The sequence below is a fragment of the Terriglobales bacterium genome, assembly GCA_035561515.1.
Taxonomy (GTDB): Bacteria; Acidobacteriota; Terriglobia; order Terriglobales; family Acidobacteriaceae; genus DATMXP01.
On the sequence record DATMXP010000031.1, the window covers coordinates 43,912 to 58,522 of the forward strand.

A 14,611-nucleotide genomic window follows, 5' to 3' on the forward strand; every position below is an offset into this window, starting at 1 on the left:
ATAATTGCGCTGTGTCAGAGCGGAACAACCAGCAAGAGAATTCCCAGACAACCCGTATCATGGGGCTGGACGTGGGCACCAGGCGGATCGGGATCGCCGTTTCGGACCTGCTGGGTATTACCGCACAAGGCATTGAGACGCTGGAGCGCCGGAATAAGCGCTTTGACCTTCAGTACCTTCGCCGGGTGATCCGCGATTACAACGTTGCCGAGATCGTCGTTGGACTTCCGCGCCGCCTCAGCGGATCCGACAGTGCCCAGACGGAGAAGGTGCAGGCATTCGCTGAGGAATTGCGCCAGAAATTCGAGTTACCCGTGCATATGTGGGATGAGCGGCTCACGTCCGCTGAAGCAAATCGGTTGCTCCGCGAAACTGAGTTGAGCATCGAAAAAAGAGCCGCCGCCGTGGACAGGATGGCAGCGGTCCTCATCCTGCAGGGATTTATGGATGCAAGAGGAAACGCGACATAAAGAAAGAAACAGGAAAGAAATACAGCAAGCGGGATGAAAAGACTCTTCAAGTTCGTTTTTGTGGTGGTTCTGATCGCCGGCGTGTGGCTAGGGTGGACCTTGCTGGTGCCGACGCGTCCAGCGCAGCCGAAATTCGTGATGCTCATGCCAGGTTGGTCCACCCGGCACATCGCGCGTGAACTCAAAGCAAACGGTGTCATCCGGAGCGAGACAGCGTTTCTGCTGTATCACTTCGGCGTAAAACCGAAATCGCTAAAGGCGGGAGAGTACAAGTTCGAGAACTCCGCATCGGCGATGCAGGTGCATGAGCGACTGGTGCGCGGCGAGATCTTTGTCCATACGGTGACGGTCCCGGAAGGCTTCAACATGTTCGAGATCGGCCGAGTGATACAAGCGGCCGGCTTGGGAAAAGAAAGCGACTTCGTCGATGCTGCGAAGAAACAAGTGTCATTGATTCGCGACCTGGATCCAGAGGCAACATCGCTCGAGGGTTATCTGTTCCCGGATACCTACGGGTTTACTCGCACCCAAAGCATGCAGGACATGGTTGCGATTATGGTCCGGCGCTTCAAGCAGGAAGCGAAAGCGATTGGACTCAGCTCCGACGTGCATCGGGTTGTGACGCTGGCGTCCATCGTGGAGAAAGAAACAGCGGCGCCTGACGAGCGTCCGATGGTGGCAAGCGTCTACCAGAACCGGCTGAAACTCGGCATGCCGCTGGCAGCGGACCCGAGCGTCATCTACGCGGCACTGCTCGCGGGACGCTATCGTGGAACCATCTACCAGTCGGATCTGCAATTCGATTCGCCATACAATACGTATCGCAGAGCGGGACTTCCACCAGGGCCGATCGCAAATCCGGGTCGGGCATCGCTCGAAGCGGCCATGAAGCCCGCCGAGAGCAACTATCTTTTCTTTGTCAGCGACAACAACGGACGGCACCGGTTTGCCCGTAACTTCGAGGAGCATTCCCGTAATGTCGTGTCGTACCGCCGGGCCGTAGCTGCTGCAAACCGTTAGCCCCGAGTGGACATATACTAGACGTTTGGAATCTAACTGCTGGACTTACTTTTCATGCTCATGAATTTGCGGAAGACATATTGGCTCGCACTCATACTGTTCGTGATATCCGTCTCCAGCGGCTGTCTTTTCCGGTCTCACAAGGTGCCTGTCCGGACCACAGTTACATCTGTCCGCACAGCTACTCTGGACGAACTCGTCGACACCATTAACGCCCAGGGCAAAGCCGTGCAGACGCTGAACGCGACAGTGGATATCGACACGTCAGTCGGTGGCGCTAAGAAAGGCAAAGTCACCGAATACAAAGAAATCCGCGGCTACATCCTTATGCGGAAGCCTGCGCAGTTACGCATGATCGGTTTATTCCCGGTGGTGCGGAACCGTGCGTTCGACATGGTTAGCAACGCGCAGGGCTTCAAACTCTCGATTCCGCCGAAGGATAAGTTCATTGTCGGGCCGCCGGATGTGACCACGCCTTCCAAGAATGCGCTGGAGAACTTGCGTCCGAACGTGATCTACGACGCCTTAATGCAGCACGAACTCGATCCGCAGCAGGACATCGCGGTGCTTGAGCACAGTGCGGAAACCATGACGGATACCAACACCAAGAACGAAGTGGCGTTCCCGACTTATGTTGTGGACGTCATTAGCAAGGGTGACAAGGGTTGGTATCTTTCCCGGAAGGTTATCTTCAGCCGGCTCGATCTTTTGCCCAAACGCCAGTTGATCTACGACAAAACGGGGAACCTCGCAACCGAAGCAAGATACGATGATTATCAGGACTTTAACGGAACAAAGTTCCCAACCTCGATTACGATCGTCCGCCCGGCAGAGGAGTATACGATCGGCCTCAAGTTGCTGAAGCTCACCTTGAACGAGCCGCTCAAGGACGACCAGTTCGTGCTGACCCAGCCACCGGGCTCGCAACTGGTGCAGCTTGGAACGAATCGCAACACAGCCAGCGCGGTTACAGCAGGGGATTCCGAAAAGAAGTAGAGCAGCAGCTCTGATTTCCTCAGAACTGTGGAAAAACCTGTGGAGAAAAAGTCGCCTATTTCCGAATTAGCCTCTTTTTCTTAGAGCTTGGAGCACATTGCACCACGATTAAGCATCACCGATCTACTTCAATCACAATGGCTTGTGAGCTATTAACCAGAGTTGCAATTCTGCGGGGATCACTGCACGGCTGTTTACCGTCAGTTTGACGTTTTGCACACCTAGACACTCTTAGCCCCTATGGATTGCACAACTTTAGGGCATTGGATCGGGTGATTTACCTATGGTGTAATTTCACAGCTGGGGGAGAATTAACTAAGGTCCAAAAACAGTGTCTTCCACTCCCAAGGAAATCATTCTGGTCTGGGACGACGATCCCAGCGGTGCCCCCATCCGGATTGCGGTACTTGAGCACTCCGGCTATCAGGTCCTCAGTGCTTTCGACGCTGCCGATGTAAAGGCGGCGCTTAGTGCTCGCAACGACATACGCGCCATCATCGTAGCTACTTCGAAAACGGTCGAGAAGACCTACGAGACCTGCGCCGAGATCAAGGCCGCGGGCGGTCCGCCCATCATGTTGCTGGGTCACTCCAACTGGCATCCGAACTGGGGCCGCAAGTTCTTCGACGTACACGTCCAGAAGCTGGACGGACCGCCTCATTGGACTCGGGAACTACGGCACATGATCGAAAACCACGCGGCTTACTTGCGGGCTTCTTCGCGGAACATTCTCAACGTGGACGACAACGAAGTGCAGCGTTACGCCGTGTCCAGAATCCTCCAGAACGGCGGATATAAAGTCATGGAAGCCGGCACGGGACGGCAGACGATCGAGCTGGCGGCAAGAAAGCCGGATCTGATTCTGCTCGACATTAATCTTCCAGATATGAGCGGATTCGACGTATGCCGGGTGCTGAAGACGAACCCGAAAACGTCCACGATTCCGGTCGTTCACCTCTCGGCGACTTTCACCAAGCCTGAGGCTCGCGACAGAGGACTTAAGAACGGCGCCGACGAGTACCTGTTCCAGCCCATCGGCCCGGAAAAACTCCTGAAGACTCTGGATTCGGTACTCGAGCGTCCGCGCGCTTAACTCTCTTCGCCAACCTTCAAGAGGGCGAGGAAGGCTTCCTGTGGGATGTCCACTTTGCCGATGCGCTTCATGCGCTTCTTGCCCTCTTTCTGCTTTTCCAGCAGCTTACGCTTACGCGAGATGTCGCCGCCGTAGCACTTGGCAAGAACGTTTTTGCGAATGGCCGCGACGGTTTCTCGCGAAATGATCTTTGCTCCGACAGCCGCCTGGATTGGTACCTCAAACATCTGACGCGGAATGAGTTCGCGCATTTTGGATACCAAGGCACGCCCGCGTTCGTAGGCGAAATCCTTGTGAACGATCAGTGAAAGCGCATCCACCGGATCGCCGGCGACAAGAATGTCCATCTTCACCATCGGCGACTCCCACGTGCCGGCAAGGTGATAGTCCAGCGAGGCGTATCCGCGCGAAACAGTCTTCAGCCGATCGTAGAAGTCGAGCACGACTTCATTGAGAGGAAGTTCGTAGCTCAGCATCACCCGCGTCGGGCTCACATATTCGAAATTCTTCTGCCGTCCGCGCTTGTCTTCCACCAGTTTCAGGATGCCGCCGACGTACTCCTCATTCGTCAAAATCGTTGCCAGGATCACCGGCTCCTCGATTTTGGCGATTTCACCCGTTGGCGGCCATTTCGACGGGTTGTCGACGTCCAAAACCTCACCGTCGGTCTTGGTGATGTGATAGCGGACGCTGGGCGCGGTGGTGATCAAGTCGAGGTTGTACTCGCGCTCCAGCCGCTCCTGGATGATCTCCATGTGAAGCAGGCCGAGGAAGCCGCATCGGAAGCCAAACCCCAGGGCAGCCGAACTTTCAGGTTCGAAGAAGAACGACGAATCGTTAAGCCGAAGCTTTTCGAGCGCGTCGCGTAGGATGGTGTGCTCGTGCGCGTCCACCGTGTATAGGCCCGCAAACACCATCGGCTTCAGTTCTTCAAAGCCGGGCAGTGCCTCAATCGCCGGGCGCTCATCGTCCGTGATCGTGTCGCCGATCTGGGTATCGGAAACCGTCTTGATGTTGGCGATCAGGAACCCGACCTCACCGGCCTCGAGTTTGTCGATGGGAACGGGCTTCGGCGTCAGCACGCCAAGCGCCTCCACTTGAAAGACCTTGCCGTTCGACCACAGGCGGATCTTCTGTCCCATCTCGAGCGTGCCTTGCATGACGCGAGTCAGCACGATCACGCCACGGTAGGGGTCGAACCAGGAGTCGAAGATGAGTGCCTGTAACTGATTTTCAGGCTCGCCTTTTGGCGGAGGCACGCGCTTTACGATCGCCTCCAGAACCTCCGGCACGCCGATCCCCGTCTTGGCGCTGATCGGCAGCGCATCATGGGCGTCCAGTCCGACCGCGCTCTCGATCATTTCCTTGGTGCGTTCGATATCGGCGCTGGGCAGGTCGATCTTGTTGATGACCGGGATGATCTCCAGTCCGTGATTGATCGCCAGATAAGCATTGGCCAGTGTCTGAGCTTCGACGCCTTGAGAGGCGTCAACGACGAGTAGCGCGCCTTCACACGAGGCCAGCGACCGGGAAACTTCGTACGAGAAGTCCACGTGGCCGGGAGTGTCGATCAAGTTGAGCTGGTAGGTTTTGCCGTCCTGCGCCTGGTAATTCATGCGCACGCAGTGCGCCTTGATGGTGATGCCGCGCTCGCGCTCAAGATCCATGGCGTCGAGCACCTGTTCCTGCATCTCCCGGGCGGACAATGCCCCCGTAAGCTCAAGCAGACGGTCGGAGAGCGTGCTCTTGCCGTGGTCGATATGAGCAATAATGGCGAAATTACGAATAAAAGCGCGGTCCATCTTGTACTTCGATTCTAACAGGTGAAGGCCTTTCCCACTCGCGGCCGACGCCAGTGCAAGCTGCTCATTTAAGATTCCAACTATGCACTTGATCCTCGCCTCTTCGTCGCCGCGACGACAGGAACTGTTACGCCGCGCGAACCTCGAATTTACCGTTCAGCCGTCAGATATTCCGGAAGATCTGCGTCCCGGAGAATCGCCGCGCGACTTCGCCGAGCGGCTCGCGTTCGAAAAGGCTAATGCGATCTTTCAAACGAACCGGGCTGACGGGACCGTCGTTCTTGGCGCCGACACCATTGTGGTGGTTGACAACGAAGTTCTGGGGAAGCCGACAAATGCAACCGACGCCCGTCGAATGCTGAAGATGATTTCCGGACGCGCGCATCAGGTAATGACCGGAGTGTGCCTGTTGGGTAAAGGCATCCACGATGTGCGGTTGGAAACAACCGTGGTACACGTCATCCGTATCCCCGAGCAGGAGATCGAAGATTACATTGCGCACGGCGAGCCGATGGACAAGGCCGGAGCATACGCGATTCAAGGGATTGCATCGCGCTGGATCCCCCGAGTCGACGGGTGTTTTTTCAACGTGGTCGGGCTGCCCGTCCCACTCGTTTATGGAATGCTCCGCGATCACAAGCTTCTGTAAAGTCGGGCCCTATAACGGATCTACTCAGTCGCGGGCACCAATTTCCAGACCTCTGGTAAAAAGTACATCGGCGGCCTTAAGCAGCTATGCGTAACCCCTTGCCTGTCAATAATTCTGAGTGGCCTTTCGACTGCACCTTTGTACTGCGCCGGGTACCCGGTCGCCGAAACTGGCGAACCAAAGAGCGGAGGTCCCCCGATTGGCCGCTGACAATCCTCAACTCCTGCTGGTTGACGACGACGTACAGTGTCTCTCCGTGCGCCGTATGTTGTTTGAAGCTTTCAAATTCCGGGTGGTCACCTGCACGAATCCCAAACAGGCACTTCGCCTCTATAAGCTCCAGCACTTTGACGCCGCCGTGATCGACTTCCAAATGCCCGAAATGAATGGCGGGGAGCTGGCCAAGGCGATGAAGGAAACTCACCCGGGCACGCCGGTCGTGATCCTATCCGGGCTCCCCTATCTGCCTGAAGACACACCGGTTTTCTATGACCGCTTCTATTGCAAGACAGAACCGGGATTCAAGATTGTGAAGGAAGTCCAGGGGTTGGTCGAAAATTCCGATCATAATGACGGAAACGGCCACCCCGTGGGCTGGTCTGCCCGCGTGATGGCCGCCGCCGGAATCGTCGTTGGCATGGCGACGGAAGCCGGGAAAAAGGTTCTTCCGTCAACTAAACCGTTGACTGCGTCAAATTTGACCGCATCATAACTTCAAAGACTAACTTTCCTGCTCCGCGCCCCAGCGTCGAGCCGTCTGGTCGGCATAAAGAAGGGCTGCGCAAACTGCCGAGCCCACCAGCAATAAAGCCCCAAGTCCGGGCTCTTTCATTAACAATTTGCCGATTCCGAACAGAGCCATGTAAACCATGCCGCACCCGAGCACCCAGGCGATCAGGTTTCGACCCAGGTCGCGGGTCTGTCGTATTTGCGGCTCGAGTGCCGCAATGGGCTTCCACCCGCGTACATCCGGGCGCACCTTCCGGTAGAACTCGCGCAGGACTTTCTCCGATTCCGGTTGGGTAAAGAGCGTTACAGCCAGCGAGATAACCGTCGTGAAGAGCGTGGTTGTCAGTGCCGACTTCGCGAAAACAACCGGGCCGCTGCCGGTGAAAGGTGCCGAAAGCGTTCCTTGCTCGCCCAGGTACTGCCACCCGCGTAGCGTCAGCGAAACTATCATGGCTGTCGCCATCGCGGAGATTTCGCTCCAGGCATTGATGCGCCACCAGTACCAGCGCAGCAGGTAGATAATGCCGGTGCCTGCGCCGAGTTCGAGGACAAATTCCCAACCGGATTTGATCGAGGTCAGAAGAGCGGCCACGATTGCCGCGCAAATGACGAGAATGACCGTCGAGAGTCTCGACACGTTAACGTAGTGCCGTTCCGAACCATCCCGTTTGACGAACCGGCGATAGAAGTCCGCCACAAGATAGGAGGCGCCCCAGTTCAGCTGAGTCGCAACCGTCGACATGAACGCCGCCAGGAATCCAGCGATGGCAATGCCGCGCCACGCATGAGGCAAATGCTGATTCAGGACGAGCATGTAACCCGATTCGGGATTGGCGCCCGGAGCGGCGAGCTCCGGATGCAGCACGATGACGGCCAGTCCCGTAATGATCCACGGCCAGGGACGCACTGCGTAATGCGCGATGTTGAACCACAACACCGAGAGCAACCCGTTCTTCTCGTCCTTCGCGCTGAAGATGCGCTGTGCGATGTATCCGCCGCCACCCGGCTCCGCTCCCGGGTACCAGAACGCCCACCATTGCACGGCCATGAACACAACGAAGGTGATCACCGGCAACGTCCACAAGGTTTCGACCGTGAAGTCGCGCGAGAAATCCGGGAACAGGGCAACGGGATTGGCTGCTCCGCTTTCCGTTTGCATGGCGCTGAGCTTCGCCAGCATCACGTCCATGCCGCCGATGGCTTTCACGGCGTAGAAGGCTACCGCGATCACGATGCCCATCTTCAGGACGAACTGGAACACGTCGGTCCAGAGCACGCCCCAAAGTCCGCCAAGTGAAACGTAGAATCCGGTGAACGGAATCAGGAAGAAGATACAGATGAACAACGCTGCTTGCTCGCTGACCCCCAGCGAAACGCTGGTGATGCTGACCATCGCCTTGGTCACCCATCCGAGGATGAGGCAGTTCATCAGCAGCCCGAGATAGATGGCGCGGAATCCACGTAAGAACGCCGCCGGCTTTCCGCTGTAGCGCATCTCGGCGAATTGCACATCGGTCAGAAGTCCCGAACGCCGCCACAGGCGAGCGAAAAGGAATACCGTCATCATTCCGGAGAGCAGGAAGCTCCACCAGAGCCAGTTCCCGGCCACGCCCTGCCGGAACACCAGGCCTGTTACCAGCAACGGCGTGTCGGCGGCAAACGTCGTTGCCACCATGGAGGTGCCGGCCAGCCACCAGGACACGTTGCGCCCGGAGACGAAGTATTCATCCACAGACTTACCGGATCGCGATTTGAAATAAAGCCCGAGAAGTAGGGTGATGGCGAGATACGCAACAATGGCAGACCAGTCGAGTACAGTGAAGTTCATATGATTGACCGTGAGTGGCGGCAACAGTGTTCCGAAGAACGGGTGAGGGTGTCAAACTTTTCTGAAGAAATGAAATCGGGCAGGCGAGCGCCTGCCCGGAAGAAAACTACATCAACTTGCCCATGCCCTGGAGAGCGGTGCGGATTTCCATGACTCGATCGCAGTCTGTGGGCGACTCGGTTAGAAACTCAAACCCGTACCGGTACCCGTTGCGATTGCGCACAATCGCACGCGCGCGGATCGGTTGTCCCGTGTATGGGGGAGTGAATTCCACTTCCACCTTTTCATCGAGTTGCAACTCGACCCCAGCCTGTACGGCCAAGCCACCTTCGTTCAGTTCGTTGCCTCGACCGTCGATGATCCGGGTCTTGTCCTCGGTCTGTACGACCACCCGTACAGGGACGTCGAGTTTGAACCTGCGGAACCTGCGCGTATTCAAAATGTGCGCTTCCGTCACCACTGTTTCCGTTGCCATATTCTCCCTTACTTCAATGACTTCTGGTCGGATAAATTTCTTGGCGTCTTTTGGTTCAGTACCGACACCAGGAGTTGCCCTGCTGCCGGTGTTCCGACCTTGCGGTCGCGAATGATGTCCGTGGCGCTCAACTCGCGGCCGTAAAGATTTTCGTTAGCACCACCATCCGAGCGCAGGGTGCTGCCTTCCAGCGATACGCCCGCAAACAGTCCGCGCGCACGCGAATACGAAAGCACCTCAGCCTTCATGACTACGTCGGTGGCCGCCTGTGCGCTACGCCCCTTCGGTCCGGCTGCGGCAGCGGCATCGGCACCAAGTTTCACTTTGCTGCTCAGCAATGACCTGGCGCCCTTCGGATTCATCACCAGCAGAACGAAATCAGTTTCCTGTCCACCCAATTGGAGTCCGATATTGGCGCCTTCGAGAGCGTACATTGCCGGAGGGCCCCAGGACCCCGTGAAGTTTGCACCCGAGCGGCAGATCATCACGCCACGGCCGAAGCTTCCGCCCAATCCGATGGCGAATTTCTTCACGCCAGGCAGCACGACCACACACTCGGCTTTGTCGAGCAGTTCTTTGGGAATGTTGTCGGGAATATCGAGGATCTCTTTGAGGACTTGCCCTGCGGATTGCAGGCGTTCTTTCTCTTTGTCGCCCTTCTCGGCGAAGGAACTAGCAACGAGTGACACTACGACGGTTGCAACTAAGAACCAACGTTTCACGGTACTACCTCCTACCAGCAGCCCTGTTTTATCAGAAAAACGAGAAACACGGGGCCATGACGGCCCCGTGCGGTTTGAGCAGCGCGCAAAACCTAGTCGTTGCCGCCACCGGGTTCGCTTCCGGCGACGTGCCGATTGCGTTCATAGTTTACCGTCATCACACCGTCGAAGGTGGTTCCGGCGAACACTCGATCATTGGTTAACGCAATACTGCGAACCGGTACGCCAGCATTGAATACCGACCGCCAGTTGCGTCCATCGTTGCTTACGAGCACTCGGTTCGCCTCGCGCGTAATGGCGATCATCGAACTCGAGCGCCGGTCAAAATCCAGCGATGCCACCTTTTCCTGCGGCAGTTCGCGGGCTTTTTCCCATCCGTCCGAAACCTGACGATATACGCCGTTCGGAGAGTTGAGCCACACGAAACCATTCGCATCCAGGGTCATGCCGCTGATGAAAGAGACCAGTGGGATACGAACCTGCTGCCACGAGGTCCCGTTCGTCGACGCATACACCTTATTGTTGGTAGCCGCCGCCGTGATTCCGCCCTGCGACTTCACCGCGATGAAACGGTCTTTCGCGATGCCGGCGACTGGCGTCCACGTTGCGCCACGGTTCTTGCTCGAGAACAGTCCGTTCGAAGTTGCGATGTACCAGACATTTCCGTTCAGGTCCATGTCCGCCACGCGGATTTTCTCGGCTACACGGGCCGGAACAACCTTCATCCAGAGCTTGCTCTTCGCGCTGTACTTGAAGAGGCCGCCATTCGTGGCTGCATACAGATTGCCCTGATCGTCCTGGCGAACCTGGAACACATCATTTCCGCCAAGACCGGAGCTGATCTGCTGCCAGCGGTTGCCGCCGTCTTCCGACACAAACACGCCACCCGCTTCACGATCATTCAACGTGCCCGCGTAAAGACGGTTGGGTGATTTCTGGTCAACCAGGACAGTGGCGACCTGGCGGTGAGAGTATCCACGGTTCGAGGCTGCGAAGGTCTTTGCGCCGTCCTTGCTCATCAGGACGCCGGTGCGGTCCGTCGCCAGCAGCACCATGTTCGGATCGCTGGCGTTCAGCAGAACGTCATTGATGATCACCTTGTCAGAGGTGACGCGTTTCCAGGTCTGGCCGAGGTCGGTGGTGCGCCACAAGCCTTCTGTGGTTCCTGCATAAACGATCTTCGGGTTGTTGGGATCCTGCTTCAGGACACGCGTACGGCGCGACGAGAAGGGAATGCCCGGGACCTTCTGGAAAATTTCGCCGGCGGTCTGGCTCTTGTAGATGCCGGAGCAGGCGCTCGCAAAAACGACGTTCGGTTCGTTCGGGTCCACGATGATCGAGAACACATCGGAGTCGTCGATCATGCCGCGGTTAATCAGCTTCCAGTTCTTGCCGCCGTCCTGCGTCTTCCAAGCCAGGTGCCAGGTGCCGGCGTAAACGGTGTTGGGATCTTTCGGATCGATGGCGATCGATTCGATGTTGCGGATGTCTTTGTGTCCCGCGGGCGAGATCAGCTTCCAGGAATCGCCGCGGTCGTCGCTGCGGTAAACGCCATCCAGCGTCCCAGCGACGAGAACTTTCGAATTGGAATGCGCCATACCCAGCGCACGAATCGACTTGCCCTTTATGCCCGGGAGGGAAGCCCAGCTTTTGCCACCATCACGCGAACGGAACAGTTCGCCCGTGTGACCTTCGATGCTCCATGCGGCCACGTACATGATCTTGCTGTCGGTGGGGTCGATCTCGATGTTGTCGAGGATGTAATCGAAGCCCTCACCAAGGTGAGCGAAAACAGCCCAGGACTGACCACGGTCTTCCGATACATAAAGACGGCCAGAACTGGTGCCGAGGAAAATGCGATTCGGGTTGTCCGGAGCTGCTGCCAGGCGGCGAACGTCGCCACCCTCCGGTCCAGCAATCCGGACATCGGATGCCGCGGCGGCCACCGCGAGCCATCCCATCAGGAAAAACCCAACGACAAGACGAAGCTTGCTCAAACTCAGCATGGAACCTCCTTGTATGGCGAAGAGGCGATTGGGGGGAGGTAAAACTTAACGGTGAAACTTTGCCAGCAGGAGGTAACGAAGGCCAGATTACCTAAGCCGCGTCAGACGAGGGGGCGGGGCATGTCCCTCCGGTTTTGAAGGTACATGGACGATCGGCTGAAAGGCCGGTCTTGACGGGCGGCGCGAAATACCCACACTTCGATGGCAAGGTGAGTTGCTGGGTTGTTAGCGGTGGAGATGCGGACGCCAACCCAATTGAGCCGATATCTTCCGGGCTGCTTCCTTCACCATTTCCGAATAGCGCGGAACCGCCTCTCGCGGCACCTGGTTCACCGTGGCACTGACGCCTATGGCGGCCTCCACCCGGTCGCCCTCGCCGAAGATAGGGGCGCCCAGGCAGCGGACACCCAGGCTGTTCTCTTCGTCATCTATGCCGTAGCCGACTTCGCGCACGTGCTCGAGCTCTTTCATGAAGCGCTGAACGGCCGTAATCGACTTCGGCGTTACCTTCCGCAAACCGCGTTCCTGGGCGATTCGGTGAACCTTTTCTTCCGGCTCATACGCGATCAGCGCCTTGCCCACACCGGTCGTGTGGATCTCCATGCGCTTACCCACCCAGGTGTCCATCTTGATGAAACCGGGCGAATCTACCTTCTCGATGTACACCGCTTCGTCGCCATCAAGGATTGCCAGGTGCACCGTGAGCTGGCTGCGATGCATCAGGTCGCGCATCACCGGCAGGGCAATTTCCCGGACGTCAATTCCTGCCAGCGCGTGCCGGCTCAGGTTCAGGACCTTCAGGCCGAGGTGATACCGGCCATCCTCTCCTCGCCGGACGTAACCATTCTTCTCAAGAGCGCGAAGAATATAGCTGGCGGAGCTCTTCGGAATCTCCAGACGGCGGCTGATGTCCGCGTTCGACATGCCTCCGGAACGCTGCGCCACTGCTTCCAGAATACCCAGGGCGCGCTCCACCGCGGTCGCCGGAGTCTCTTTTTCGGATCTGGTCACCACGGAATCATCGTACATTAGCCTGAATTACTGTTCAACATTTTGAACAACAAAGTTGACCTGCGGGAAACCTGGGCCTATGGTCTGTCCATCATAGTGAATCTGTGTTCAATATATTGAACACACTGCGATTCGCTTCGTGGGGGATGTACATGGCTGTTATCACCGCAATCGACCCGCGCATGAACTGCGCACCGCAGGACTTTGCTCCTGAACGCGACCTGCCGCAAGGTTTCCTGGAATTCTTCGTTCCACTGCATGAGCGCTTCACCACGCGTCAGCAGCAGTTCATTGCGCGCCGCGCTCATTGCCTGGAGCGTTCGCACAATGGCGAACGTCCCGACCATATGCCTGAATCTGACGCGTCAAAGAATTGGAAGATCAAACTTCCCGAATGGTGCCAGGATCAGCGCAACCAGATGACCGGCCCGGCCGACGATGCCGAACTCGTCGTCAAGATGCTCAATTCCGGCGCGCCCGGAGTCATGCTCGACCTCGAAGACTCCACGGCGAATCAGTGGGAAAACATCACGCGCGGCGTCACCAACATCCTCAAAGCGCTCCGTGGCGAGCTCTCGTACTTCGACAAGAAGCGCCAGCGCACCGTTACGATTCAACCGAGCAAGACGGTCATCTTCACGCGTCCGCGCGGCCTCCATATCTCGCAAGCCGGAGTGCTCGACGAGATCACGTCCGCCTCGCTCTTCGACGTCGCCTTGGTCGCTTATCAGGTTGATCCCTCGAAGCTGAAGCATCCCCTCTGCTTCTATATCCCGAAGTCCGAGTCGGCGCAGGAAGCCACCTGGTGGTGCGACGTGTTTCAAGCCATCGCAAAAGCGAAAGGCTTTCCGCGCGATTACATCAAGTGCATGGCGCTGGTGGAATCCCATCCGCTCGCATATCAGATGGAGGAGTTTGCTTACAACCTGCGCGACCACATTCTCGGCCTCAACCTTGGCCGCTGGGATTACATGGCGTCGCTCATCCATTTCAACCTGGACGATCCAAACTGGGTTCTGCCGGATCGCAACACCATCCCGCACGATGTCGCATTCTTTCAGCGCCTGCGCGAACTGATGGTTGAGATATGCCACAAGCACGGCCTGCTCGCGATCGGCGGCATGACCGCTCTTTACCCCAGCCGTGAGGACGCCGAACTTAACTCGCGCGCACTCGCCGTTCTGGAAAAGGACAAGAAGAACGAAGCCAACTGCCTGATGGATGGCGCCTGGACCGGCCATCCCGATCAGAACCAGATCGCAGTGGACCAGTTCCCGTACCCTAACCAACTCAGTCAGCGGCCGAAAAATATCGACCGTCACGTTGACCTTCGCCCGCAGCCAAACGGCGTCGGCAAACACACCGTTGCAGGGACACGTGCCGCGGTGCGAACGGTCATCCGCTATCGCAACGGCGTGCTCAACGGCAGAGGCGCGAGCCTGCTCGATGGCTACATGGAGGACCTCGCCACCGACCGTATTTATCGCCTGATGCTCGCGCAGCGCATGCGCCACACGGGCGAAGTACTTATTCACGACGACTCAGGCAACCCCGTGCAGCACAGCCCAGAATTCATCTCCCGCATCTTCGATGAAGAGCTGGAACGACTTCTGCGTGAGCTGCCCGCAGGAGCGACAGACGAAACGAAAGAGAAATTCCGGGAAGCTCGCCGTATCAGCGAAGAGATGATCCTGAACGGCCAGTTCAACCCGGTGTAGTTGTAGCGCCGGCGACTCGCCGGTTGTCGGGTGGGCATCTTGCCCACGCGCAAAACAGGCCGAACAGAGGTGACCGACTCGTAACAAAGACC

Annotated in this window: 13 protein-coding genes; 7 read left to right on the top strand and 6 right to left on the bottom strand. The window is 57.4% G+C overall.

Going from position 1 to position 14,611, the window contains the following annotated elements; genetic code table 11:
• The first annotated feature begins 11 nt into the window (after window positions 1-11).
• The 4 genes from ruvX (at window position 12) to VN577_15030 (ending at window position 3,579) form a co-directional block, all read left to right on the top strand.
• Window positions 12-470, top strand: a complete 459-nt coding sequence (ruvX, locus tag VN577_15015; protein HWR16136.1) for a Holliday junction resolvase RuvX — start codon at window positions 12-14, stop codon at window positions 468-470.
• Window positions 471-503: 33 nt separating this feature from the next.
• Window positions 504-1,490 carry an endolytic transglycosylase MltG gene (mltG, locus tag VN577_15020; protein HWR16137.1) on the top strand — a complete coding sequence of 329 codons (987 nt, stop codon included), beginning with the start codon at window positions 504-506 and terminating at the stop codon, window positions 1,488-1,490.
• A gap of 54 nt (window positions 1,491-1,544) precedes the next feature.
• Entirely contained in the window at window positions 1,545-2,486 is a 942-nt protein-coding gene (locus VN577_15025) for a DUF4292 domain-containing protein (protein ID HWR16138.1), read from the top strand.
• Window positions 2,487-2,817: 331 nt separating this feature from the next.
• Window positions 2,818-3,579, top strand: a complete 762-nt coding sequence (locus VN577_15030; protein HWR16139.1) for a response regulator — start codon at window positions 2,818-2,820, stop codon at window positions 3,577-3,579.
• Here VN577_15030 and lepA read toward each other — a convergent pair.
• Entirely contained in the window at window positions 3,576-5,381 is a 1,806-nt protein-coding gene (gene lepA / locus VN577_15035) for a translation elongation factor 4 (protein HWR16140.1), read from the bottom strand. The genes VN577_15030 and lepA overlap by 4 nt on opposite strands.
• A gap of 82 nt (window positions 5,382-5,463) precedes the next feature.
• Here lepA and VN577_15040 point away from each other — a divergent pair, with 82 nt between their 5' ends.
• Together VN577_15040 and VN577_15045 are read left to right on the top strand one after the other, a co-directional pair.
• Entirely contained in the window at window positions 5,464-6,030 is a 567-nt protein-coding gene (locus tag VN577_15040; protein ID HWR16141.1) for a Maf family protein, read from the top strand.
• A 199-nt stretch (window positions 6,031-6,229) separates the two neighbouring features.
• Window positions 6,230-6,742 carry a response regulator gene (locus VN577_15045; protein ID HWR16142.1) on the top strand — a complete coding sequence of 171 codons (513 nt, stop codon included), beginning with the start codon at window positions 6,230-6,232 and terminating at the stop codon, window positions 6,740-6,742.
• Between the two features lie 9 nt (window positions 6,743-6,751).
• Here the strand turns inward: VN577_15045 and VN577_15050 are convergent, their stop codons facing one another.
• The 5 genes from VN577_15050 to VN577_15070 all read right to left on the bottom strand — a co-directional run bounded on the left by VN577_15050 (window position 6,752) and on the right by VN577_15070 (window position 12,801).
• A complete protein-coding gene (locus VN577_15050) occupies window positions 6,752-8,587 on the bottom strand; it encodes a sodium:solute symporter family protein (protein HWR16143.1) in 1,836 nt (611 codons plus the stop codon).
• A gap of 106 nt (window positions 8,588-8,693) precedes the next feature.
• Window positions 8,694-9,062 carry a PilZ domain-containing protein gene (locus VN577_15055; protein HWR16144.1) on the bottom strand — a complete coding sequence of 123 codons (369 nt, stop codon included), beginning with the start codon at window positions 9,060-9,062 and terminating at the stop codon, window positions 8,694-8,696.
• Window positions 9,063-9,070: 8 nt separating this feature from the next.
• Window positions 9,071-9,784: a lipid-binding SYLF domain-containing protein gene (locus VN577_15060; GenBank protein ID HWR16145.1), complete on the bottom strand. Its 714-nt coding sequence runs from the start codon at window positions 9,782-9,784 to the stop codon at window positions 9,071-9,073.
• A 92-nt stretch (window positions 9,785-9,876) separates the two neighbouring features.
• Window positions 9,877-11,790 (bottom strand): hypothetical protein, encoded by a 1,914-nt coding sequence (locus VN577_15065; protein HWR16146.1) that lies wholly within the window; start codon window positions 11,788-11,790, stop codon window positions 9,877-9,879.
• 225 nt (window positions 11,791-12,015) lie between these two features.
• Window positions 12,016-12,801, bottom strand: a complete 786-nt coding sequence (locus tag VN577_15070) for an IclR family transcriptional regulator (GenBank protein ID HWR16147.1) — start codon at window positions 12,799-12,801, stop codon at window positions 12,016-12,018.
• A 152-nt stretch (window positions 12,802-12,953) separates the two neighbouring features.
• Between VN577_15070 and VN577_15075 the strand changes: the two genes are divergently transcribed.
• The gene (locus tag VN577_15075) at window positions 12,954-14,519 is read left to right on the top strand and encodes a hypothetical protein (GenBank protein ID HWR16148.1); all 1,566 of its coding nucleotides are present in this window, start codon (window positions 12,954-12,956) and stop codon (window positions 14,517-14,519) included.
• Window positions 14,520-14,611 lie beyond the last annotated feature (92 nt).